Raw genomic sequence first — 25,950 nt, 5'->3', positions numbered from 1 at the left:
TATAAAGGTAAATAACCCGGCGGTATTGCAGCCGGCGGGCTTAGGAGGCGATCCAGGTACGTGGCTGGCGGCATACCTGCAAGAGGCGCTCCTCTTCGCTGCCTGCTGCCGGGCGATGGTCGTAATCGAAGCGCACCGTGGGCGGCAGGCTCATCAGGATACTTTCTGTGCGGCCATTGGTCTTTAACCCGAAAATGGTACCACGGTCGTGGATGAGGTTGAATTCGACATAACGTCCCCGCCTGATCTCCTGCCAGTATTTATGTTGTTCGTTCCAGGGCGTATCCTTCCTGCGTTCAACGATGGGGATATAGGCCCGGACAAAAGCATTACCATTGGCCTGCTGGAAACGGAAGAGCCAGTCGGCATCGCGCGCCGCATCTGGTCGCAGGTGGTCGTAAAACACACCGCCGATACCCCTTGTTTCCTGCTCCCGGTGGGTATTTACAAAGTATTGATCACATTGCTCTTTGTACCGGGGATATAAAGCAGGATCAAAGGGATCCATGGCCTGTTTTAAGGCGCCATGAAAATGGATCGCATCTTCGTCGAAAAGATAATAAGGCGTAAGATCGGCGCCACCGCCGAACCATTGGTCGGCGATACAGCCCTCTTTGTCGTAGAGCTCGAAATAGCGCCAGTTGGCATGTACCGTGGGTACAAAAGGATTAAGCGGGTGGATCACGAGGCTTAGACCACAGGCAAACCAGGTATGCCCTTCTATCTTCAACTGGCTGCGCATAACATCGGTTACGGCGCCATAAACAACCGAAGTGTTTACGCCGCCCTTTTCAAATACAGCGCCATTCGCGATTACCCTTGTTTTACCGCCGCCGCCTTCGCCGCGCTCCCATTGGTCTTCGCGGAAACGGGCCTGGCCGTCGACAGCCTCCAGGGCCCGGCAGATCTCATCCTGCAGACCGTGGATATAACTGATCCATTGCTCTTTTAATGCCATGCGTATTCTTTTACAGTATCTACAAATGCTCTTGCATGATCGACCGGCACATTGGGCAGGATGCCATGTCCGAGATTGGCGATATACCGGTCTTTGCCGAAGCCCTGCAACATTTGTTTTACCTCCTGTTGGATGACCGGTATCGGCGCCAGCAGTTTGGCCGGGTCGAAATTACCTTGCAGGGTTACCTTACTTCCTGCCATAGAACGGGCCAGGCCGGGTTTTATACACCAGTCGATGCCCAGGCCTGCAGCTCCGGTAGCCGCCATTTCGGCAAGCGAATGCCAGGCTCCTTTGGCAAATACCACGATCGGGGCCAGGTCTTTAACCGCGGCTACGATCTGGCGCATATACTGCAGCGAGATGTCTTCGAAATCATGCGGGCTCAGCAGGCCGCCCCAGCTGTCGAACAGTTGCACCGCATCGGCGCCGGCTTCGATCTGGGCTTTAAGATAGGCAATAGTGGTATCGGTAATGCGTTGCAGCAGGGTATGTGCCAGCACCGGGTTTTTATAACAAAATGCTTTGGCCTCGTCGAAGGTTTTACTGCCCTGCCCCTGTACCATATAACACAGCAGGGTCCAGGGAGCGCCGGCAAAGCCGATCAGCGGCACGCGGCCGTTCAGCTCTTGTTTGATGAGCTTAATGGCATCGAATACATAATGAAGCCGGTCGTGTACATCGGGTACTACGATCCTTTCCAGGTCCTGTTCGGTGCGGATGGGTTCGGGTAATACCGGTCCTTTATGCTCGATCAGCTGTACCTCCATGCCCATGGCCTGTGGCACCACCAGGATGTCGGAAAACAGGATAGCGGCATCTACCCCGATGATATCGACGGGTTGCAGGGTAATCTCGCAGGCCAGTTCGGGCGTCTGGCAGCGTTCAAAGAAACCGTAACGGTTCCTCAGGGCAATATACTCCGGCAGGTATCTTCCTGCCTGGCGCATCATCCAGACCGGCGCGCGGTCTACAGTTTCGCCTTTCAGCGCTTTAATTAATAAGTCGTTCTTCATTATAGTAATTGATCACTTGATCGAGCATCGCCTGTTCGCCAGGTTCGGGGCTTATGACCGTGTTATGGAAAGTATAGGATTGTACTACCGCGGCCGTGGTAGCGCCGATGGCAAAAACGGTGCATTTAAACGGCAGCATATTGACCGAAAAAAAGCTATGTACCGCACTCGGGCTGAAAAAGAGTACACCCCGGTAGGGTTGCGTATCAAGCACCAGCGGTGTTGCCTTGGTCTCGTACACGATGATCTCTTCGAGGGGTATACCTGAACGTTGTAGCGCGACGGGCAGGTGGTCGAGCCGCTGATCGCCGCAGAAGAACACGACCTGCTGTGCCGACAGGGCGGTAATTTTTTGGGCCAGTTGCGCAGCATTGGGCGCCGTAGCTACAATGGCCGCATCGCCCAGCCAGTCTGCTGCTTCCTGTGCGGTTTTGCCGCCGGTGCAGGCTATATTCCAGGTGCGTGGTGCTTCAGGCATCAATTCCTGCAGGGCCTGTACGGCATATGCGCTGGTAAATATGGCCAGGATAGGTTTTCCGGCCAGGGGTAAAAGGGATTGCAGCAAGGCTTCGTCCTCGCGTATCGCCACCTCGATAAAAGGGGTGATATCGATATGAATACCGCACCATGCAGCATCCTTGATACTTTCGGCCGAAAGGTGCCGTGTGCTTAACAGGTTTATGTCCATGCCGGTGGTGTGCTGTTATTTAAAAAAGGGGACAGCTATGCTATCCCTTCCTGTTCAGTTTTGCAATGATCCGGTCTGCGCCGGCTGCGATAATCTTTTCTGCGGCAAGACGGCCCGCTGCAGCCGCTTCCGCCGCATTAAACACCTCTTCGATCTCTATTTTTTCCTTGCCTTCAGCACTCAGCACGCTTCCTTTAAACACCAGCTTATCGCCGTTGTAAGTGGCCAGGGCACTGATGGGTGTGGCACAGCCGCCCATAAGCGCCGACAGAAAATCCCGTTCGGCATGAACACATGCTGCGGTAGCCGTATCATTCATCGGTGCACAGGCTTCGAGCAACACCTGTTCGCCTGCCCTGCAGACCACCATAATGGCCCCTTGTGCCGGAGCAGGCAACATCCAGTCGAGGTCGACGGCTGTTCCGGGACGGATGCCGATGCGTTCCAGGCCTGCCGCTGCAAATATAGCGCCCGACCAATCGTTGTCCGCAAGCTTTTGCAGGCGGGTCTGCACATTGCCCCGCAACTCGTCGATGCGGTGATGCGGGTAACGGTTCAGCCATTGCGCCCTGCGGCGTACAGAACCTGTGGCAATGATATGCGGTTCGGTAAAGCTATGCAATACCTCCGGGTCTTTAACCACCAGGATGTCTTTATACGAAGCCCGTTGCAGCACAGCGGCAGATACGATACCCTGCGCCATTTGTACGGGCACATCTTTCATAGAATGTACCGCTATATCGATGCGGTTACTGAGCAGGTGCGCATCAAGCGTTTTGGTAAATACACCTTCAACGCCCATGGCATACAGCGGGGTTACGAGGTCGAGGTCGCCTTCGCTTTTAACCGGTACTAGTTCGGATGGAAAGCCTTGTGCGGTAAGTAATTGCTGTACCTGCTCCGCCTGCCATAAGGCAAGCCGGCTGTCGCGGGTACCGATACGTATATTTTTCAAAGTCATTGTTGTGTACGCAGGCCTATGCCCGGAAAGCTCAGGATAAAGAGATCTGTTCGTTGAGCGTATTGCTCATATAGTCGTTGATCGTTTCGATATAGTTACAACCGGGTCTGCGTTCTTCGGTCCGCATTTTCATGGCCATGCCATTAAGCGCCTTTTGTACGGCCTGGTTATCGGTATCTTTACGGGCTTCGAACAATTGGTTGTTGAGCTCGTTGAGCTTTTGTTTTACGGCTTTCAGCACGGGTACATTCCTGCGCATCAGGTACCATTCGGCAAAGTCGTGGATCTGGCAGGTGATCAGGGCTTTGGCCCGTGGCACTTCTGCTTCCCTGCGCCGCAACGTTTCATCGTTGATCTTCGACAGGGCATCCACATCGGCCAGTTGTACGCCGGCATAGTCCCGTACTTCGGGGTCGATGTTATTGGGAATAGAAAGATCGATCAATACCTTTTTATCGCCGGCTGCCAGGTGTGCTTTGCGCAATACCGGGCTGGTGGCGTTTGTAGCTACGATAATGATATCGCTATCGGTGATATGCTGTTCCAGGTCGCGGTAAGCGCCTACCTGTAAGCCGAGCTCTTCTGCAAACTGACGGGCCCGCTCTTCGGTACGGTTTACCAGGGTGATCTGCTCCCGGCCTGCTTTTTCGACCAGGTTGCGGCAAGTGTTCTTACCTATTTTACCCGATCCGATAATGAGTATTTTTTTCTGGCTCAGGTCCGGTACCACATTCAGGATAAACTGTACGGCAGCATAGGCTACCGATACGGTACCGCTGCTGAGTTGTGTTTCGGAGCGGATGGCCCGCGAGGCCTGCAGCGCGCTGTTGAACAGGCGTTCGGTAAATGTGCCGACATAACCGCGTTCTTTGGCAAAGGCCACGGCCAGTTTCATCTGCCCTACAATTTCGTAATCACCCAGGATCTGTGAATCCAGGCCGCCGGCTACATTGAAAATATGCTTGAGGGCTTCGTTACCATTGCGGATATAGGCCTGGCGAAAAAAATGATCGCTGTCGCCCTCGGTGCAACTGCATAAAAGGGTGATCAGCGATGATGCATCTTTAGAAAAGCCATAAACTTCTGTTCTGTTGCAGGTAGAGAGTACGAATAATTCGGAAATGCCATATGCAGGCGCTGTTTCCAGTAATTGCGCATATTGCTGTTCGTTAATGGCGTACTGGCCCCGTAAGGCGGTATCCGATTTACGGTAATTGATGCCGATAACCCAAAAGTCAGAAATTGAATGCTTGTCGTCTGTATGCATGCCCGATAAAACTGATTGGTGTGCAAATGTAAAACATATACGTGATCATGCCGGAATGGGATTGTCATGAGAATGTCATTTCACAAATCAATATCGTTTATGGGCTTCCCGATAACTTCCCGCCCGTACCTTTGCACTCTTCCTGATCCTCAATTTTCCCTATATGGCTGCTACTGGCAAAGCATTGGTATTAATGAATCTCGGCTCGCCCGACTCCCCGGAGGTAAAAGATGTAAGGCGGTACCTGAATGAATTCCTGATGGATAGCAGGGTGCTGGATTTCCCGGCCGTGTTCCGTTTCCCGTTGGTACGGGGTATTATAACACCATTCCGCGCCCCCAACTCTGCCAAAGCATATAGTAAGGTATGGCGTAAAGACGGCTCGCCGCTGATCGTACTTACCCGGCAACTGGCCGATGCCGTACAACAACAGTTCGATTACCCGGTGCGGACCGCCATGCGTTACGGCAATCCCTCGCCACGCAAGGTATTCGACGAACTGTTGCAGGCCGACCCCGGATTGAAGGAAGTGATCCTTTTCCCCCTGTACCCGCATTATACCATGTCGAGCTACGAGACCGCCGTGGCCTATGCCAGGGCGATCCACAAAAAATACAAATACCCGTTCAGCCTGAAGTTTGTGAGCCCGTTCTATAATCATCCCGACTATATCGCAGCCCTGGCGGCACGTATAGCGCCTTACCTCGAACAGGGTTACGACAAGATCCTGTTCAGTTATCATGGTCTGCCGGAGCGGCATATGCGTAAAGACGACGAAACCATCAGCCGGTACCAGAACGGCGCGAAAGATACCGGCTTCGTGATGCCGGCCATCAACTACCAGAAACAATGCCATGAAACTACCCGGTTGGTAGCCGAAAAGCTGAGCCTGCCCGAAAACCGCTATGAGACCACCTTCCAGTCGCGCCTGAAACAGGCCGGCAACGAATGGATCAAACCCTATACCGCACCCCGGCTGGAAACATTGCCGGCCGATGGGGTAAAAAAGCTGCTGGTGGTATGCCCCGCCTTTATCAACGACTGCCTCGAAACCCTGGAAGAGATTGCCATGGAGGGCAAACATGCCTTTGAAAGTGCAGGCGGCGAGGAACTGGTTTATATTCCCTGCCTGAACGACTCCAAACCCTGGACCGATACTGTTGTTGCCTGGGTAAAGGCCATGTTGTAAACGAAGACGCTGTATTTTCCTGTAATTTTGAGCCCGGCACGCTAAAGCCGGCATCACCGTATGGACTTTTTTTACCTCAAGGCATTACATATCATTTTTATCGTGACTTGGTTCAGCGGCATGTTCTATATTGTCCGCCTGTTTATCTACAATACAGAAGCGGCCGCTAAAGCGGAGCCTGAGCGCAGTATCCTGCAACAGCAATTCGGTATTATGAGTAAAAGGCTCTGGTATGGCATTACCATACCTTCGGCCCTATTGACCCTTATCTTCGGTCCGCTGGTATTGTGGCAGGGCCACTACCTCGATCATTTCGGCGCCCACGGCTGGCTGCATATCAAACTGCTTTTCGTGCTGTTGTTGTATGCCTATTTCATCAGCCTGCACCGCATTTTTAAACAACAGCAACGCGGTGTGTTTAAATACAGTTCGCAGCAACTGCGTATCTGGAACGAAGTAGCGACCATATTCCTCGTGGCCATCGTTATGCTGGCTGTGGTCAAACAAGCCATGAGCCTGGCCTGGGGCCTGGGCGGCCTCGTTGCCTTTGTGGTGATCCTGATGCTGGCCATCCGTATCTATAAGCAATTAAGAAAAGCATAACAGCCATCTATACCATTTACGCGGAACGCCGGGACGGGCAATAAGGCAAAATCCCTACATTTGAGGATACAACACCTCCGCATTATGGCCTATTCCGTAAACTCCGGGAATGCGCTGCGCCAGTTCAACGAATTGGTAGGCACCCGGTTCCAGCTCTATAACAGTCTCTTCACGGCCCTGCCTTTTCATAAGATAGAAAAGACCGGCGTACTGCTTACCCTTTTCCTGATGCATTGCGAAGAAGGCTATCAGAAACAACTAAGTCCCCGGGATATTATCGACAGCTTCCTGGAGCAATACACCACCTACACCGACAGTAAAGACAAGCTGGACATGCTGTTCCGGTTTATACAATATGCAGAACGCCAGATCGTGCTGTTCGATGCCGTAGAGGACGCGGCCTTTGCACAGATGCACGATACCGGCCAGGCCGACCTGCTGCAGCTTGCACTGAAGCAAAGCCGCAAAGCCGCCGCCGACCGCGAACAAGCCATACAGGCGCTTGGCGACCTGGAAGTAAGGCTGGTGCTTACGGCCCATCCCACCCAGTTTTACCCTGGTGCGGTGCTGGGTATTATCCACGACCTCTCCGAAGCCCTGGCCGCCGACGATACCAGCCGCGTGAACGACTACCTGCGCCAGTTGGGCAAAACGCCCTTTATGAAAAAACAGAAACCCACCCCTTACGACGAAGCCGTAAACCTGATGTGGTTCCTGGAAAACGTATTTTACCCGGCTGCCGGTAATATCCTGAACGAACTGCAGGACGCAGTGCCCGACCTCTTTGCCCGCGACAAACACCCGGTAATACGGCTGGGCTTCTGGCCGGGAGGCGATCGCGATGGCAACCGGTTCGTTAAGGCAGAAACTACCCTGCGTGTAGCCCGGGCCTTAAAGGAGCGCCTGCTGCGCCGCTACTATGCCGATGCCCGTGTATTGCGCCGCAGGCTTACGTTTAGCGGCATAGCCGAGCCGGTGCAGGACCTGGAGCGCAGCCTCTTTCACACCTTATTTACACCCGGTTACGCATTCCCGGTTACTAAAGAAAGCCTGCTGCGCGACCTGTATGCGATCCGCGACCTGCTTACCACCGAGCATGGCGGCCTGTTTGCCGGACTGGTCGATGACTTTATCGCGAAGATCCTGGTGTTCGGCCAGTTCTTCGCTACCCTAGATATCCGGCAGGACAGCTCGGTACATACCGCTATGATCGGCGGGCTGCACAAGGATTATAGCCAGCTGGACGAAGCCGGCAGGGTGCAATTCCTGGCCGGCCTGTCTACCGGCACAACAGCCATCAGCTTTGAAGATGATGTACAGCAGGACATCGTAGACGTGATCGGCGTTATCCGCAATATACAGGAAGAGAATGGCGAAGAAGGCTGTAACCGTTATATCATCAGTCATTGCACCAGCGCCTCCAATGTGCTGGAGGTATATGCGCTGTTTCTCTTATCCGGCTGGGAACCGCAGCAGTTGCCTGTCGACATTGTGCCCCTGTTCGAAACCGTAGACGACCTGCAGCATGCCGCAGCGGTAATGGATATGCTTTACAGCAACGAGACCTATAAAGCCCATCTGCAACGCCGGCACAACAAGCAAACCATTATGCTGGGCTTCTCCGATGGCACTAAAGACGGCGGGTACCTGATGGCCAACTGGTCGATCTATAAAGCCAAAGAAGCGCTTACCGCCATATCCCGGCAATACGGTATAGACGTTGTATTTTTCGACGGCCGGGGCGGTCCGCCGGCAAGGGGCGGTGGTAAGACCCAGAAGTTTTATGCCTCTATGGGTAGCAATATCGCCGATAAGGAGATACAGCTTACGATCCAGGGACAAACGATCAGTACCAATTTCGGCAATATCGATGCCGCGCAATTTAATATGGAACAATTGGTACAGGCAGGTATCTATAACCGGGTATACGGCCCTGCGAAACCCACCCTCGACGAAGCCGAGGATCAATTGCTGAATGCCTTGTCGGAAGAGAGTTTCCGGGCATATACCGAGTTGAAAAATGACGAACATTTTCTCGAATACCTGAGCGAGGTAAGCCCCTTGCGCTTTTATGCCGATACCAATATCGGCAGCCGGCCGGCCAAACGCAACAGCGGCAAACTGAATATGAACGACCTGCGTGCCATCCCCTTTGTGGGCGCCTGGAGCCAGCTGAAGCAGAATGTAAGCGGGTATTACGGTGTAGGCACCGCCTTACAACAACTGGGGGAACAGGGCAAATGGCCGGAGCTGCGACAGCTCTACAAAAACTCTTCGTTCTTTAAGGCCTTGCTCGATAACTGTGAAATGGCGACGAAGAAATGTTACTTCCCGCTGACGGCCCACCTGGCGCGGCATCCGCGGTTTGGCAACCTGTGGCAGAAGATCTATAATGAATACCTGCTTACCCGCGAACAATTACTGCGCCTGTCGGATAAAGAAGAACTGATGGGCGATGAACCGGTAAGTGCGCAATCGGTACAGATGCGCGAACGCATTGTACTGCCCCTGGTAACGATACAACAATATGGCCTGATGCAGCTGCAGGAGCAGGATAGTCTTACTGAAGCTTTACAGCAGGTATACGAGAAAATGGTAACGCGCTGTTCGTTTGGCATTATCAACGCCGGCCGTAATTCGGCATAACAACTGTTATCTTTGCAGGCTAAATAAAACATCGTGATCGAACCCATAGAATTACGTCCCGGCAATTACATACATCCCGGGCTGCCCGGCGAGGCCGCAGCAGACACCGGCGTCTACCTGCGGGTAGTGTCGGTAGACCTGGTTGCAAGGCAGGTAAAAGCCAAGGCAGATTACCAGCAGGATATCCGGACTTTTGCGGTAGCAGAAATATACCCGTGCGGATTGAGCGATCTGCAACAGGCCATCGGTGGCCTGGCCTTCGGACCGCATTCCATCCTGTTGCAGGACGAAGGCGTATACATTGTACATGAAGAAGGACCGAGTATCCCCCTGCCCCATATCCGTTATGTGCACCAGTTCCAGAACCTGGTACGCAGTCTTACCGGCTCCGAAATGGCCTTTAACCTGGCGGCCAGGTCCTGATCCCGCATTATCGATAAAATATAGCCCCGGCATAGTAATGCCGGGGCTTTTTATGTACCGCTTAAGCGCGTGTAAAAAGAAACCCATAGCGGCATAAGCCACTATGGGTTCCGGGTTTAAAGGAAAAAGATATTAGCGGGTCAGCGAAAGTTTGCTTTGCTGTACCGTAGTACCGTTTTCTTTCATGATCACCTGGTATACACCGGCGGCAAATTCAGCCACGGGCAGTACCAGTTCACCACGGTCGGCAGTCACGGTATGTGTCTGCAGCTTACGGCCGATCATGTCATATACTTCGATTAGGCGGTCGCGGCTGCCTGGTGTAAAGCTGTACACAACAGCTGCAGTTTCGCGTGCAGGGTTCGGCACCAGGCGCATAGCCGTACCGGTGCTCGTCAGTGCGGCAGTCATCGGTACATTGTCGGCTACCAGATTGGTGCCCAGTTTGCCACATACCTCGTCATCGTAGTGCATGGGGTCGCTCGTTACAGCGCAATAGCCGTTATCCAGCGTCATGGTATACGTATGACCGGGGCTTGGATAGAAGAGCTGCATCAAGCCATTACCGGAAGATACCGGTACGCCATCTTCATCCCATGACCATCCGGCAAACGGGGTGATCGGCCCGATCAGGTAGGTTTTCGTCCTCAGCTTACAGAAACAGCCTTTCGGGAAGATCCACAGGTATTCGCGCGGGTCTTTAGGCGTATTGATCTGGCTGCTGCTCTTACAACCGTTCTCGTCGGTAAAGAACACCTGGTATTGACCACCCTGGTAGGTTTGCATGGTCGGGCCATTGGCGCCATTACTCCAGTTGTACGTGCCTGAGGGGCCGCTTGCATCCAGCGTAATCAGGTACTGCGGATCGCAATCCACATTAAACGATACAGAAGGCTGTGCCGGCTGCGGGTTTACGGTAACCGTAAATGGCGCGCTGGTACGGCTGCAGCCATTCAGCATCACCGTTACGGTGTAGGTATAGGTGCCCGGGGCATTTAACGACTCGTTGAGCGTTGGCGATGTAGACGGGATAATGCTACCCGGCGTACCCCATACGTAGGTAGCGCCCGGTACGGGTTCTGTTGTCAGCGTAAACGGTACGTTAGCACATTGTTTGGCGTTACCGCTGATAACGGCTGCAGGTATCTGTTTGATCTCTACTGCTGCGGTATTGGTCTTGGATTCGCAACCGTATATACCGGTAGCTTTGATCCAGTAGCCACCCGGCTCGGTAACGGTAAAGCCGCTGGCCGGCGGAACCGTATTACTCAATTGCATATTGTCCTTGTACAGGCTGTACATACCGGTGCCGCTCGGCATAAAGCCGCCTGCTGTCGGTGTATAGGCCAGGTTAACCGGGGTGCCCAGGCAGGCCGGGTTAGGCGATGCCGTAAGGGTTCCGGAATAAGGATTTGCATTGGCAGTGATCAGTTGCGATTTGGTGCTTACGCAACCGTACTGGTCGGTAACAGTAAGGGAAACCGGGCTGTTGATATACGGCGTAGTGTATACGACACCGCCTTCCAGGCCCTGGCTTTGTGCCGGACCGTAGTTCCAGAGATAGCTCAGGTTAGCGCCCTGGCTTTGGTTCCAGAAGTTAAAGGCATTACCCACACAACCTATGGCATTGGTCGCCAGGGAGAAATCGGCTACCGGGAAGGCCGGTAAAGTTACCGTTACACTGGTGGTACACGCAGGGTGCATAAAGGCATTGTCCTGGATTACCATGTAATAGGTATTGGTGGTACCGCCGGCTACGTTCACTGCGGTGCTTAAGCCGGTACCCAGGCTTACCCAGGAGGAGTTGTAGTACGTACGGTTTACGCCGATACCGGGGTACAGGCTGGAACGGTCGGCCAGGGTAACTTTGTAGTTACCTGCGGCCTGGTTACAGGCTATTTCATAACGCATACCGGCCATATAAGGTACCAGTACGGTAATGGCAGAGTCTATCACGCAGGTATCGCCTGCATTGTTGCGGTAGAAGGCAAAGTAGTCGAACTGGTAATTGCCGGCCTGGGTTACGGTTGCATTCAGGCTGGTGGCGTTCATACCGGTAACGGTTACAGTATTGGCATAGATCCATTCCTGGAACATCATCGGTCCGGTCACTGCTGCGTTTACATTGATCGTACCGCAGGTATTGCTGCCGGTCAGTACAATTGCAGGAGAGGGGCCGGGGCCGCACAGTTCTTTAGGACAGCCGTCTTTGATCTCCACGATATTCGATGTGCTGCTGCAACCGTTGCTGTTGCTCACGGTTACGGAATACAGGCCCAGGGAAGAAGTGGTTAACGTAGGGCTGTTAGGACCGGAGGGGCTCCAGGCAAAGGTATTGGAACCACCGATACCCGTAGTCAGTGTTGCGGTAAGTTGCTGGGTAAATGGTCCGCATTTGGCAATAGGACCAGAAGGGGAAATAAACGCAACCGGCGCCGGTTTTACATGGATAACCGGGCCTACGGCCGTTGCCGTACCCAAACATCCGTTAGGATTCTTAATGGTTACCACAGGCTGGAAGGCCGACTGGCTGCTGGCGCCGTTGGTGTTGTAAATATGGGCATAGATGCCTGCAAACGATGGGCCGGGATAGTTCTGGCTGCCATCGCCCCACTGCCAGGTAACAGAGTCTGTAGAGGTTACTGCATAACTCGGTACCAATTGCAGGTTAACCGGGGAGCCGCTGCAGATGGTGGTATCGGCTGCACCGGAACTTAACTTGGCTATGAATGTAGGTACGCCGCGTACAAATACATTGAAGGAATCAGTACGGTAGGTATTACATTTCCTGACTTTTACATAGATCTTAGCCGTAGCGCCGGTGCCGGGAGGTACGTTCCACAGTATGGAAACGATATTGCCCCCGCCGCCGCCAAATATGCCGCCGTTAGGATTGATTACACTACCCAGGTTAGCCGGGGAAATGCTCCATTCATAAGAATCGGCGCCGCCATAGCTTTCGCCATAGGTTTGCGTGGTACTGTGACATACGGTAGCCGGGCCGGAAATAGACAGGGCCGGCATCGGGTCGGTAACGATACGGGTAAGCGCGGTAGATGCGCATTGTGCAGCATCGGCCGTGATCCTTTGTACAGAAACGGTATAGTTAGGTGCACCGGTAAACGTGATATACGTTTCCGCGCCGGTTGCACTGTTTACACTGCCGCTGGATACGCTCCAGAGGAAGGTAGTACCTGCAATTGCAGGGCCGGCGCTGAACTGTACCGGGATACCGGGACAAGCGCCGCTCGGGCCGGAAATCATGGTCGGTGCGGCAGGCAGGTCTTTAACGGTAATTGCATAGTCGTCGGCCGGGCAGAAAGTAGCACCGGTCGCACGCAGCGTATAAGTGCCGGGTACGGTAAAGGCCGGAGGCGTAAAGGTAAAGCCGGAGCCTGTTGCTGTAACGGAGCCCGTTGCATTGGTCAGCACCCAGTCGGCAAAGTAGCCGCCGGCACTGTAACTTGCGGTCTGGTTTTTACACAGCAGCTGGCTGCCGGTAACCTGGGCTTTAGGATTAGCCTGCAAGCCAATCTCGGTGTAGCCTTCGCAACCGAGAAATGTATTGAAATAGGAACATGCCAGTGTAATCGGGCCGGGAGCCGTAGCGACTACCACAATCTCGTTACGCTGGTCGGTCTGGGTCAGGTAAGCCGAACCGCTGGCCACATACCAATTCATCTGTGTTGTTGGCCATTTGGGCAAACGGTACACATACTCCTGGCCTACGCAGATGTTCTGCTCGCCTTGTACCTGGGCGTGGTTCACCACAACAGGTACAGGTTCGATGGTGGTCATTTCGCATTCCTTGCAAGCGGTATAGGAAATCAGGCCAAAGCCGGTAGCCGGGTCTACATGATCCCAGGTTACCACCACCGATTGGTCGGTTATATTTCCGATCGATCCGCCCTCTACGTTCCAGCTATGTACGTCGCAAGGGATATTTACAAAATATTCGGCAGATTCATTTTCACACATTACCCTCGGGCAGGTGATCACCGGCGCTTTGCCGTCTTTTACAACAACTTCAAGGGTCATTTCATCGGTACATCCGCAGGAGTTCGTCACAATCAGGGTAACCTTATAACCGCCAGGCACATCGTACTGGTGGGTAATGGGATTACCGGCCCCGCCGGGAGACTGGTTGCTCACCTGGCCGTCGCCAAAATCCCAATGCCAGGAAACGATAGGCGATTGCGCGGATCCGGTGGAGTGGTCTTCGATCAGGATGCTGCCGCCGCGGCAGATCACTACGGGTTGGTCGTTCGAATTCAGGATTCTAAACCGTGCATCGGGTCCCTGCTGGATCTTAACACACATGGTTTTGCTGGCTTTACAGCCGTAAATAGTCGTCTCGGTAACAGTAACCGTGCCGCTGCCGGCAGGTCCCCAGGATACATAACAATCATTGCCGGAAGGGCTTAAACTTAAAGCGCCCGTGGCGGTCCAGGTATAGGTGCTGCCGGGGCTGCCGGCTACGGTATACTTCACCGTAGAGTTTTCACACACCCATTGACAGGTAACTTCATCAAACCGTGCGCGCTGCTCTTCCTTGGGGTCATTGCCCAGGGGCTGGCAGGCCAGTAATACGTCGGTAGTCAATACGGGTTCCGGTATGGCGCCCACCTGTACGGTATAGGTATAGACATCGCCTAATGTAGAGGTAGCTGTAATCGTTACATTACCTGGTGTATGCCATTGGATATTGGCGGTACCGGCGCCGGAGCCCGTATTGGTAGTAGAGAGCACGGTACCGGCAGTACTTGGGCTCAGGGTCCAGGTAAAGTTATACACGAAACCGGGAAAGGTAAAAGGATTGTTTGCGGTATAGGTACTGGTACTACCGACACAGGCCGAAAACGGACCGTTAATACCAGGACGGGGAGGCCGCTGCGCATCGGCGAAACTCATCCCCCCCAGCATAAACAGGCAACAAAGCAGCAGCCGCTGGAGTAAAAATGTTCTTTGCATAATTAGTCTTTGATTAAAGTGGATTTTTTGTGTCCCGGAAAACGAACCGGGTTCTTTGATTTTTTCGGTTGCCCCATAACGTTAAGGGGGATGACGGCTTTTTTTGATCTGGTACATATTGGGTTTTAATAAATGGCTTGTTGCCCGCTGTTTAATTACCGGTAAGCTTTATAGCGCATATTGCCGGCATCGTATTATCCCTTCTCCCGTTTCTGAAAAATGACTATTGCAACAGAGGATTTTATAGATAACATGAGTATGCTACACGTTCATTTTATATCGCAAATGAAATACATAAAGCATAAAAAAAACTATATCAATTAGAATAATTTACGAGATGTATTTTTCTGATAATCCGAAACAAAGAGTTTATGCAGTACAAATATCATTTCGTCCTTAGAAAACCGCAGTTCGTCCTTTAATTGTATATAACCTGTTTTTTTAATGAAAGGCCGTTTTTGTTCAACGAACTCAGGCTCAGGCAAAAAGAAACAACCCTTAAAGAATGCTCTTTAAGGGTTGCACCGTAAATATTATGAGTGATTGTTATTGTTTAATGATCCGGATCCGTTGTTTGGCGCCTGTTTTATGTAGTAATTCGATAATATACCAACCTTCGGCCAGGCCGGCCATATCGATAACCGCCTGTCCCTGTCCAAGCTGCCCTTCTTGTACCCTGCTGCCGATACTGTTGTAGAGGTTATAAGGCGCCGGTTCCTGCAGGCCGTTGATAAAGAGTTGTGTTTTGGCCGGGTTGGGATAGATGCTCAGCAGTCCGAACGGATCTGGGTCTGCAAAACCCACACCGGCGGTGGATACATTTTTACAATAGGTATTGCTGCCACAGCTGTTGTAAGTGGTTACACATACATTGTAGGTGCCGCTTTGTGCATAGGTCTTGCTTATGGTAGTACCCGTGCCGCGTTCGCCGTTGCCAAAGTTCCATACCACGCTGTCTACAGGCGTGCTGCCGGTATAGGTAAAGTTGAGGGTATTGCCGTTAACCGTATTGGTGTAGTTGGCTACCGGCAAGGTACAGCTACAGCTGGCCGATCCGAACTTGGCTACGAACCAGTCGCTTTCGCCGCCGATATTGTTCAGGGTATTCGGGCCTACGATCAGGTCATTGAAGAATTTGCCGGAAACATAATAGTTGCCCCGTTTGTCGCGCTCGATGGCAGCGGGTACCTCCTCGGCGCCATAACTGCTCTTTAAAGTATCGATGCCTGCTATGCTGCCCGTCTGTGCGTTGAGCCGCGCCAGGAATACATCGGAGCTTTCGTTGATGCCCTGTTTCAGGGTAACGCCGCCCCACTGCATATCCTGGTAAAAGCTGCCGGTAATGGCCACGTCGCCATTAGCCGCTGCAATGGCCAGGCCGTTGGCAGCGCCGATTACCGAGGCATTAGTTGCCCACAGTTTATTGCCGTTTACATCCAGCTTCATCACAAAGGGGCAAGGCCACTCCACGGTAGTCAGCGTATTGCTGAAGGTATGCCCGTTAAAGCTCTGGCCATGAAACGTGTTGCCGGTAATATAGATATTGTTTTGCTCGTCTGTAGCGGGCCTGCCGCTGATCATACCCGCCGTTTCATAAGCCGGGTTGGTGGTCGACGATTGTTTTACCCATTGCATAGCGCCTGTAGCCGAGAAGCTGCCAAGGTAAGCAGCTTTGGTCACCGCCGTTGTACCAAAGGTCATGGTGCCATAACCGGCATCGTAGTGCCCCGATACATAATACCGGCCATTGGCATGGTCCCGTTTAAAACGGCTCTGTTGTATATTGTACAGGTTGCCGCCCCCGCCCGAGCCGCCGGCTATGGTTATGTTTAAGGGTGTGGCCCCGAGAAAGGCGCCGGTTGCACTGTACCGGTACACATAGATCCCGGGCGCTGTCACCACGAATGTGCCGCTATAGATACCCGGGTTAAGATAACAGAAGATAAACGACTCGCCGTTGGGCGCTACGTCCATATCTACTACACCGGAGTAGGTAATCGATGCCGGTCCTACGGTGTCGGCCTGCGGCATACGCAGCCATTTGTAGTTGCCGGAGGTATCGTATTTAACCACGAACATGCTTTTGTTCGTGTTGCCCAGGGCGGTATCGCTGTCGAAATGCGTATAACCCAGGGTATTATTACTGATCGTATAACCGCTCAGGTAAACCCCGCCGAGCGTATCGGTCCTTAAGCTCCTGCCCGCACTGCTGGTATAGCTGCCTACTACCTTCATCCAGCGAAACGTACCGTTGCAGCTCCAGCTGGCGATAATCACATTGCCGGAAGACAGGTTGTTGCCATAACCGGCATGGTTATGGCCATCTACATTAATGCCCATATTGGCATTGCCCAATACATAAATGTTGCCGTTCTTATCGGTAGCGATATCGGCTGCATTTTCGAAGCAACAGGAATTGGTTGCCGGGTTGGCACTGCCGCCCCTTTTGCCCCATTGCCAGGTACCCTGCGCATAAGCGCCCTGCGTACCGCCTATTACCATCAGCAAAATCGAAATAACCTGTGTTGAAATTCTTTTCATAATACCATCCTGTTTGTGCTGTTCGTAAAAAAAACTTAAACCAGGGCGGCACTGCTGCCACCCCGGTTTAAGTAAGAGACTATAACATTAGCGGGTAAGCGAAAGTTTGCTTTGCTGTACCATAATGCCGTTTTCTTTCATAACCACCTGGTACATACCGGCGCTGAATCGCTCCATCTGTAATACCAGTCTGCCGTTTTCGTTAGTAACGGTATGGGTTTGCAGCATCCTGCCTACCATATCATATACTTCGATCGTGCGGTTGGTGCTACCCGGTGTAAAGCTGTACACAACGGTCGCCATCTCCCTTGCAGGGTTAGGGATCAGTTGCATAGCAGTACCCAGGTTGCCCCGTACGCCGGCAGCAGCTACATCTGCTTTAGCCGGCTGATCCAGCTTCCTGCAGGTATCGCTGTCAAAATACATATCACCGCTGGTTACATGACAGTAGCCATTATCCAGGGTCATATTATATACACTGCCGGGATTTACATAGAAATCAGGCATTACACCAGATCCCGAAGCGGCAACGCCCCCGTTCTGGTTCCATTCCCAATAGTTGAACGGAATGATGGGCCCGATCACATAAGGCTTACGGAGTTCTGTTTTACAGAAGCAACCGGTAGGGAATACCCACAGGTATTCGGCCGGATCGCTCGGTACGGAGAAGGCACTGCTGCTCATACAACCGTTGATGTCGGTAAGCACAACCTGGTAAGGTCCGCCGGCGTAAACATTCACCGAAGAACCGGACAGGCCGTTGTTCCAGTTATAGGTACCGGCTACACCGCTTGCATTCAGCTGCAGCTCGTATGGGTTACAGTTCACCACGTTGAAGCTGAGCGACGGAGGCGCCGGCAGCGGGTTAACGGTTACCGTAAATGGCGGACTGGTGCGGCTACAACCGTTTACCGTTATGGTTACCGTATAGGTGTACGTGCCCGGAGTGCTGAGCGTCTGGTTGAGCGAAGCGCCGCCGCTACCACCGGGGCTCCATACATAGGTAGCGCCGGCTATGGTCTGCGTGGTAAGCACAAATGGTACGCCAACACATTGTTTGGTATTGCCGCTGATCGAGATGGCAGGCACCTGTTTGATCACTACCGGAACCACAGGGGTTTCGACTTCGCAACCAAAGTTACCTTTACCTTTTACCCAGTAACCACCCGGTGTAAACACGCTGTAGGTAGCGGTAGGTGCAGTGCTGGTAAACAGCGCCGCGTTCTCGTTATACCAGGTATAGGTACCTGTTCCGGATGGCATTAAGCCGCCGGTAGAAGGCGCATAAGCCAATGTTACCGCGGTACCCTGGCAGGTCGGGTTCGGCGCTGCCGTCATGGTGCCGGAGTATGGGTTGGCTACCGCGTTGATCGGGGTAGAAGCCGTGCTGGTACAACCATACTTGTCGGTTACGGTAAGGGTTACCGGACCGCTGTAGGGGTTGGCGTACACTACGCCGCCAACAGGGTTCTGGTTTTGGGCAGTACCGTAGTTCCACAGGTAGCCCAGGCCAAGACCGGTGCTGGTGTTGTTAAAGTTAAACGCCACATCAGATACGCAACCCGGGTTAGGGATACCTGGCAGCAGGTTAAATGCGGCGGCCGGGAAGGCAGGCAGGGTAATATTTACCGTAGCGGTACAAGCCGGGTGGGTAAAGGTATTGTCCTGTATCACCTCGTAATACGTATTGCTGGTGCCGCCCGCTGCGAATACCGTGGCGCTGAGGCCCGTGCCCACACTGGTCCAGGAGGCATTGTAATAGGTACGGTTAAGGCCGATACCCGGGTACTGGTTGGTATGATCCTGTAAGATGATCTTATAATTACCACCAGCCTGGTTGCAGACGATGTTATACCGCAGGTCGGCGATATAAGGTACCAGTACCATAATGTACTTGTCTACATAACAGGTAGCGCCTGCATTGTTGAGGTAGTAAGCCCTGTAGGTAAACTGGTAGTTACCTGCCTCGGTAAAGGTTACATTCAGGTTGGTAGCCGAAGGCGAACCCACTACGGTGGCGCCCGGCGGGTAGAACCAGTCGTAACCCACGGTAGCACCGCTTACGGTCACATTCACGTTTACACTGCCGCAGTTGTTGCTGCCGCCGCCCGAGATAACCGGTGGTGTACCGGGACCGCATGGGGTTGGCGTACAACGCTCGATAATGTTAACGGTATTGGACATACGGCTACAGCCATTGCTGTTGGTTACCAGCACGGAATATGAACCATAAGCCGTGGCCGTACATACCGGTGTGGTAGAAATGGCGGGTGTCCAGGCATAAGTATTCGAACCGCCTACACCGGTAGTGATGGTAGCGGTAAGCACGTCGCCGGAGAAGGGACCGCAATGTACCAGCGGGCCATCGGGCGATACATGCGCAACCGGTGCCGGTTTTACATTGATCGTCGGACCGGTAACCGTGGTGGTACCGGCACAGCCATTAGGATTGGTGATGGTAATTACCGGGACGAATGCAACGGGACTGCCCGCGCCTTCGGTATTGTAGGCATGAGAATAGGTACCGCCGAAGGTAGGCCCGGGAATGGTCTGATTACCATCGCCCCACTCCCATGATACGGAAGTTACGGAGCCTACAGGATAACTGGGCACCACGATGAGGGTTACCGGTACACCGCTGCAGACTGTTGTATCCGGCAGGCCGGAACGCAGTTTGGCTACGAAGTTGGGCACCCCGCGCACAAATACTTTGAAAGAATCGGTACGGTAAGCGTTACATTTTTTGATCCTTGCGTATAGCGTTGCTACCGCACCGGTACCGGCCGGGATATTCCACAGCACAGTAGGATTGTAAGTGCTGCCGTTGCTGACCACGCTACCCAGGTAGGATGGCGTAACGCCCCATTCGTAGGCATCACCGCCCTGGTAGTTGATCGAATACGCAGCGCTGGTACTGTGACATACGGTATCGGGACCGGTGGTAACCAGGGCCGGAACCGGGTCGGTCACGATTTTGGTAAGCGGTGCAGATAAACATTGCGCAGCATCGGTAGTGACGCGGCGCACCGTAATGGTATAGTTAGGCGCACCGGCAAAGGTGATATAGGATTCAGAACCTACCGGGGCATTGGCAGTGCCGCCACCGGATACCGACCATTGGAAGGAGGTACCGGGTATCGGTGCACCGGCGGAGTACTGGACAGGAATACCTGCGCAAGCGCCGTTAGGACCGGTAATAGAGGTTGGCGGAGCCGGGGTACCCACTACTTTGATCAGGTACTGGGCCGGAGGACAGAAAGTAGAGCCGGTTACACTCAGGCGGTATACACCAGCCTGGCTGAAGGTGCCGGTAAAGGTAGTACCGGTGCCGCTACCGGCCGGGTTATTGGCCGGATCGGTAAGCGACCAGGTACCTGTATAACCACCTATTGCGTAATTAGCGCTCTGGCCCTGGCATAACAGCTGGCTACCGGTAATATTGGCTTTAGGCAGGATATTGATCGTGATCGTAGCCGAGCCGCCGCAAGGCAACATGGTGTTTTCGTACTTGCAGGTCAGGGTAATGGTACCCGGGCCTGTTGCAGTCAGGGCAATTTCGTTGCGTTGATCGGTGCTGTTTAAGGTGGCTGTGCCGCCGCTGCTGCTCACCGACCAGTCGAACTTGGTAGCGGGCCATTTGGGCAGGCGGTATACATATTGTTCGCCCTGGCAGATCGTGGTCGATCCCTGTATCTTGGCGCGCTGCAGGATAACAGGAACAGGTTCCACCACCGTCATCGGGCAGGGTGCACAGGATTTGTACATCACATAACCGAAGCCGGTTGAAGGGTCTACGTTATCCCATACAATAATGGCAGTTTGTGCCGTAGCGGTTACGATGGTACCGCCGATAACGCTCCAGCTGCTGGGGCTGCAGGGCCTGTTGACGAAATACTGGGCTCTTTCTTTTTCGCAGACTACCCTGGGGCAGGTAATTACAGGCGCTTCGGGGTCCAGCACCCTTACTCTTCTTTTGAAAGAGGAAGAACAACCGCAGGAGTTGGTTACCGTAAGCATTACGGAATAATCGCCTGGTGTGGTGTATTGGTGCGAGATCGGGTTATTGGCAGCACCGGGAGATTGGTTGCTCACCTGGCCGTCGCCAAAGTCCCAATGCCAGGATACGATCGGGGATTCGGTCGTACCTGTAGACAGATCTATCAATACAAGTTCGCCGTTTTTACAGATAACGATCGGATCGCGTTGAACGGGTTGGGCTTCGAACTTAGCTGTAGGGCCGGCTACTATCTTTACACAGAACGAGGTGCTTGCCGTACAGCCTGCGGCCGTAGTTTCGGTAACGGTAACCATACCATCGCCGGGGGCGCCCCAGCCTATGCTGCAGGTATTGCCGGAAGGGGAAATGGAAACCGAACCGGTAGCTGTCCAGGTATAGGTGCTGCCCGGGTTGCCGTTTGCGGTATAGGTCACATAACTGTTGGCACATACCCATTGGCAGGAGGAGGTATCAAACTGGGGCGTCACAGGTCTTTGTCCTTCTTTGCGGAAGGAGTCTTCGAGTGGCTGGCAAGCCAGCCGTACATTGGAAGTAACAGAAGGGGCCGGCAGGGCGTTTACGGTAATACCGAGCGAGCCGGTTACCACGATCGCGTTACCATTGGCGGGATTGCGCCCGGTAAGCACCACATTGGCCGGACCCGCATTGGTCCATTGGATATTCGATCCGCTGATATTGCCGGATAATACCGTACCTGCAGATGTGGGACTTACCGTCCAGGTATAATTGAAAGCCGGGTTGAGAGCGGTAGCTGGCGTATAGGCCGTCGTGCTGCCCTGGCATACATTAACGGGGCCGTTAATGCCTACCACGGTTTGGGCAATGGCTGTGCTCATACCCCCCAGCAATACAAAGCAACATAGGAGAAGTTGCCGGAGTATAGGGGTCTTTTTCATAATTGTATTGGTGTTTGATCTTCGGTTTTCGGAATGGTAAAAACTGGGTGTTAAAAAACGTCGCTCCCCCAAGCTATGGCGGGTGCCGGCTTTGGGTGCATCCATAAGAAATACCTGCGCGGCGCGGAGCCGGCAGGTAATCATTTGTATAACCGGGATAAACAGTTAAGGGAGGGTCGCCTATGCGAAGTTTACGCAGGCGTATAACAGGCTGTGGCGCGGCCCACAAAGGCTTAACCCGTATTTTTCCTGCAGTCTTGCAACTTTGTATATACCTTTGCGTAAATAACATAATGGGTGGACATTTCGGTTAACTTACAGAACAGGCAAAAGGCAATGCGGGATATTTGGTAACGAATAAACAGGACTTTAAAAATATATTTTTTAATATGTACAAGCTATTCTGTTAAACATCCTTTAATAAGATGTAAAATTATATTTGAGTATTTAAGTTTCAAACAGACATTAAACTCAAATCTTTCAGGTTTTTACCTGTAAGAATTTTTAAAAAAAGCTTATATTTTTACCTTTGTATACTAAGCAGAAGTCCTAACCCCGAACGGAAAATGGAATTAAAGATGACTATGAAAAACAATCCCATACTTATCGCCTACGCAGACGATCATACCGCTGTGCGTAAAGGTATTATCGCCTTTATTACAGCGCTTGGCGGCATTAAGGTCGTAATCGAAGCCAATAATGGCGCCGAACTGATCAAAGCGATGGAACAAGCTGAAACTGTGCCCGAAATATGTATTATCGACATTAAAATGCCGGTGATGAACGGTTTTGAAACCATTTCGGTGCTCAAGCAGAAATGGAAGAATGTTAAAGTACTCGTCCTTTCCACATTTATTGAAGAACTTTATGTGCTTAAGATGATAAGGCTGGGCGCGAATGGTTATTTATCGAAAAGCTGCGATCCCGAAGAGATCAAAGCGGCCCTGGTATCCATTCGAAACAATGGGATGTACTTCTCCGACTTCTTCTCCCAAAAGATCGCCGTGGCCCTGGACAACAGGCATATCAGGCTGCCTAAGCTCACTGAAAAAGAGCTGCAGTTGCTGAAATATTGCTGTAGCGACCATACCTATGTACAAATCGCGGAAATGATGAACACCACGCAGAAAAGCGTGGAAGGCTACCGCGACAGCTTGTTCCGAAAGCTGAAAGTAAACAGCCGGGTAAGCCTCGCCATGTTTGCCATCAAATCCGGCATCGTTACCGTAGACCAGGGCGTTACCCCTATCTGACCTGTTTAAGCACACCTATCCTGTCCCTGATATCCAATCGCTAATTCGTTAAATTGCTCAATTTTTTTTCTACAACGTTAAATAATCAGTTATGAGAAAGTTACACATACTCACATGGGTAGTAGTCCTGCTTTGTTGTTATTCCTGCAAGAAAGACAAAACCACGGAAAGTGAAAACAGCAAACAGGCTGCAGCCACACAATCCGACCAGGGAGGCTATACGGCAATGACCTACAATGTAGTCATAGATACGAACCTGGTACCGATCGACACCGTCAACCGGATGATCCGCAGTTACCTGAGAAGCCTCGACGGAGAAGACGATAACCTGCGTTCGCTTATTCTCAATGCAGAAACACTAAGAGAGTACCTGAAGGATTCGTCTATCAAAGAAGTGAAGCTGATGTTTGCGCATACGCAGAGTTATATGAACTCCGGGCATGAAGGCCAGCCTGTCGGTCTGAAAAGCAACGCACTGACCATTGTACTGGCAGGCTACCGTGCCGATGGCACCTATGTATTGTCGCAGGGTTATAAAGTACCCGATCGCGCACGCCCTTGTCCCACCAGCTGCCCGCTTGTCGGCAGCGCATCCAAAGACGTTATAGAATAGCAAGATGAATTTAAACGCCGGTGAATTATTATACGTTCATTTATCCAACTCGTACAACCTGGTCCTGTTGCTGGTCTCGATCTTTGCTGTTTTCCACTTCCGGAAAATGGATCTGGCCTCCAAGATCATCTGTGTACTGATTTGGATAGCGAGCCTTACGGAAGTGCTGGCCTGGTATTCGGCCAAGCATTTCCATAATAATTTACCGGTGTATAATATCTTCAGTTATTTCGAACTGGCACTTATCAGCCTGTACTTCAACTATAGTATCGACACCTTCCGGAAAAGAAACCTCGGGTATTACATCGCCGGGGTGGGAACAATACTCGGCGTGCTCAATATGATCTTTTTCCAGCCGATCACCACGCTCAATTCCAACTTTATATTCGTAGAATGTCTCTGTATTGTAAGCATGTCGCTTTATTCCTTTTACAGGCTACTCCTGCTGAGCAATAACCTGTACCTGCAAAACAATACACACTTCTGGGTGCCCTGCGTACTCATTTTCTACTGGTGCACTACCCTCTTCAGCTGGGGCATGTACGACTTTTTCGCCGGGCTGTTGCAGGAAAAAACCGCCATCCTCAATATCTGCCTGCTCATGGTCAATATCATTACCTACCTTGCATATGCAACGATCTTTTTCCTTCCTTCTAAAATAAAGAACCTTAATGAATAACCAGAACCTGGTACCTTTTTTCGTAACAGGCACCCTATTGATGGTGGTTTTTGTTTTCTTCCTTATTGTTTTTCTTATCGTGCAGAAAACCAAACAGAACCGGCAGGAAAATGAAATGTTGTACGCCCGTATCGACGAGAAGGAGCGTACGATGCAGACGATCTCGATGGAGATCCATGACAACGTAAACCAGATGCTGAACCTGACCCGGATGACCCTGCGTATGATCAACAAATATGCAGTACCCGAACAGGTACCTTTACTGGAGCAGGCGGGCAATATACTCGACAACCTGATTATCGACGTGCATAACATCAGCCATACGCTCAATACCGAATACCTTAAGAAACGCGGCCTGATCGAATCGTTGCAACAGGATGTAAACTGGGCCAATATTTCGAAAAAGATCGAATGCTCGCTCGATATCCAGGGTAATCATATTGCCTTCCCGCCGGAGAAGGAGTTGATGCTGGTGCGTATTGCCCAGGAGGCCATCAACAATACGCTCAAACATTCCAATGCCACGCGGCTTGAGATCCAGCTTAACTATACCGGTAAAGAATTCAAAATGTCGATTGCCGATAACGGCAGCGGCTTCAACTTCGACCCCGACGCGCCCGTAACTGGTGTGGGCCTGCAAAGTATGCACCAGCGTACCCGCATTATCGATGGCAAACTTACCTTTAAGTCGATGGTCGGATCGGGCACTACGGTTATCCTTACGGTACCTTATACCGACTCCGACCTACTCTCCCGCCGTAATGTCACCAACTGAAAACAGGCAGCATAGCCAGGCTACCAATCCAGTTAAGCCAGGTCTGTTCCTGCCTTGTGCTTCGCACCTGTTGTCCGTTCCGCGATATCCCTCTTTTTATACTTGCCCGGTTCTTCGCTTACGATTTAAGCCGGTTGTGCTTTTGTGATAACCCGGGCTCGCTGGCCTGAAGCACTGCCATACCTAAGTATCTTATCTATTTAGCTCTTTCCAGATGCTGTAGCCATAAAAAGAGCATATCCCGAACCTGTTTTCATTTAGATGCCGGTTGGCGATCCGAAGCTGGCCATGCTGATTCCGGGTTGATTCCCTGGTTAAGGCCCGAACGTATAGGCTGGAAATTGCACGATCTACCGGGTCAAGCAGAATTTCTGGGGGACAAAAGCCTTATTCTTAAAACGAATCATCATTTTGCCAGATCCCTATTTATTTACTCAGCTATTCTTAGTGCCT

General features: G+C 52.1%; 16 protein-coding genes. 8 read left to right on the top strand and 8 right to left on the bottom strand.

Annotation, left to right across the window (positions count from 1 at the left end; all coding sequences use genetic code 11):
• Positions 1 to 40 precede the first annotated feature (40 nt).
• Genes hemF through hemA form a run of 5 tightly spaced genes read right to left on the bottom strand, consistent with a single transcriptional unit; the run spans position 41 to position 4,890 of the window.
• Entirely contained in the window at positions 41 to 958 is a 918-nt protein-coding gene (hemF, locus tag B0I18_RS19990; RefSeq protein ID WP_106524529.1) for an oxygen-dependent coproporphyrinogen oxidase, read from the bottom strand.
• The gene (gene hemE, locus B0I18_RS19985; protein ID WP_106524528.1) at positions 949 to 1,974 is read right to left on the bottom strand and encodes a uroporphyrinogen decarboxylase; all 1,026 of its coding nucleotides are present in this window, start codon (positions 1,972 to 1,974) and stop codon (positions 949 to 951) included. Before hemE ends, hemF begins: the two co-directional genes overlap by 10 nt.
• A complete protein-coding gene (locus B0I18_RS19980; protein WP_106524527.1) occupies positions 1,952 to 2,662 on the bottom strand; it encodes a uroporphyrinogen-III synthase in 711 nt (236 codons plus the stop codon). Before B0I18_RS19980 ends, hemE begins: the two co-directional genes overlap by 23 nt.
• Positions 2,663 to 2,702: 40 nt before the next feature.
• Entirely contained in the window at positions 2,703 to 3,623 is a 921-nt protein-coding gene (gene hemC / locus B0I18_RS19975; protein WP_106524526.1) for a hydroxymethylbilane synthase, read from the bottom strand.
• Positions 3,624 to 3,654: 31 nt separating this feature from the next.
• Complete coding sequence (hemA, locus tag B0I18_RS19970) at positions 3,655 to 4,890, bottom strand: glutamyl-tRNA reductase (protein WP_106524525.1); 1,236 nt, start codon at positions 4,888 to 4,890, stop codon at positions 3,655 to 3,657.
• 163 nt (positions 4,891 to 5,053) lie between these two features.
• Here hemA and hemH point away from each other — a divergent pair, with 163 nt between their 5' ends.
• The 4 genes from hemH (at position 5,054) to B0I18_RS19950 (ending at position 9,751) form a co-directional block, all read left to right on the top strand.
• Positions 5,054 to 6,079, top strand: a complete 1,026-nt coding sequence (gene hemH, locus B0I18_RS19965) for a ferrochelatase (protein WP_106524524.1) — start codon at positions 5,054 to 5,056, stop codon at positions 6,077 to 6,079.
• Between the two features lie 60 nt (positions 6,080 to 6,139).
• Entirely contained in the window at positions 6,140 to 6,682 is a 543-nt protein-coding gene (locus B0I18_RS19960; RefSeq protein WP_106524523.1) for a CopD family protein, read from the top strand.
• Between the two features lie 84 nt (positions 6,683 to 6,766).
• Positions 6,767 to 9,328 carry a phosphoenolpyruvate carboxylase gene (locus B0I18_RS19955; RefSeq protein WP_106524522.1) on the top strand — a complete coding sequence of 854 codons (2,562 nt, stop codon included), beginning with the start codon at positions 6,767 to 6,769 and terminating at the stop codon, positions 9,326 to 9,328.
• A 33-nt stretch (positions 9,329 to 9,361) separates the two neighbouring features.
• Positions 9,362 to 9,751, top strand: coding sequence for a hypothetical protein (locus B0I18_RS19950; protein ID WP_106524521.1), 390 nt, complete (start codon positions 9,362 to 9,364; stop codon positions 9,749 to 9,751).
• A 132-nt stretch (positions 9,752 to 9,883) separates the two neighbouring features.
• Here the strand turns inward: B0I18_RS19950 and B0I18_RS19945 are convergent, their stop codons facing one another.
• The 3 genes from B0I18_RS19945 to B0I18_RS19935 all read right to left on the bottom strand — a co-directional run bounded on the left by B0I18_RS19945 (position 9,884) and on the right by B0I18_RS19935 (position 22,177).
• The gene (locus B0I18_RS19945; protein WP_106524520.1) at positions 9,884 to 14,722 is read right to left on the bottom strand and encodes a PKD domain-containing protein; all 4,839 of its coding nucleotides are present in this window, start codon (positions 14,720 to 14,722) and stop codon (positions 9,884 to 9,886) included.
• A gap of 546 nt (positions 14,723 to 15,268) precedes the next feature.
• Positions 15,269 to 17,263, bottom strand: coding sequence for a PKD domain-containing protein (locus B0I18_RS19940; protein WP_106524519.1), 1,995 nt, complete (start codon positions 17,261 to 17,263; stop codon positions 15,269 to 15,271).
• An 87-nt stretch (positions 17,264 to 17,350) separates the two neighbouring features.
• Positions 17,351 to 22,177: a PKD domain-containing protein gene (locus B0I18_RS19935; protein WP_181358547.1), complete on the bottom strand. Its 4,827-nt coding sequence runs from the start codon at positions 22,175 to 22,177 to the stop codon at positions 17,351 to 17,353.
• 584 nt (positions 22,178 to 22,761) lie between these two features.
• On the opposite strand from B0I18_RS19935, the gene B0I18_RS19930 reads away from it, so the two are divergent.
• The 4 genes from B0I18_RS19930 (at position 22,762) to B0I18_RS19915 (ending at position 25,497) form a co-directional block, all read left to right on the top strand.
• Entirely contained in the window at positions 22,762 to 23,430 is a 669-nt protein-coding gene (locus B0I18_RS19930) for a response regulator transcription factor (protein ID WP_181358546.1), read from the top strand.
• Between the two features lie 91 nt (positions 23,431 to 23,521).
• On the top strand, positions 23,522 to 24,043 hold the full coding sequence (locus B0I18_RS19925; RefSeq protein ID WP_106524516.1) for a hypothetical protein: 522 nt from the start codon (positions 23,522 to 23,524) through the stop codon (positions 24,041 to 24,043).
• 4 nt (positions 24,044 to 24,047) lie between these two features.
• Complete coding sequence (locus B0I18_RS19920) at positions 24,048 to 24,722, top strand: hypothetical protein (RefSeq protein ID WP_106524515.1); 675 nt, start codon at positions 24,048 to 24,050, stop codon at positions 24,720 to 24,722.
• Complete coding sequence (locus tag B0I18_RS19915; RefSeq protein WP_106524514.1) at positions 24,715 to 25,497, top strand: sensor histidine kinase; 783 nt, start codon at positions 24,715 to 24,717, stop codon at positions 25,495 to 25,497. Before B0I18_RS19920 ends, B0I18_RS19915 begins: the two co-directional genes overlap by 8 nt.
• Positions 25,498 to 25,950: the final 453 nt, after the last annotated feature.

The organism is Taibaiella chishuiensis (assembly GCF_003014535.1).
Taxonomy (GTDB): Bacteria; Bacteroidota; Bacteroidia; order Chitinophagales; family Chitinophagaceae; genus Taibaiella; species Taibaiella chishuiensis.
The sequence above is the reverse complement of the archived record's forward strand: the minus strand, read 5'-3'. Positions and strand labels throughout refer to the sequence as shown.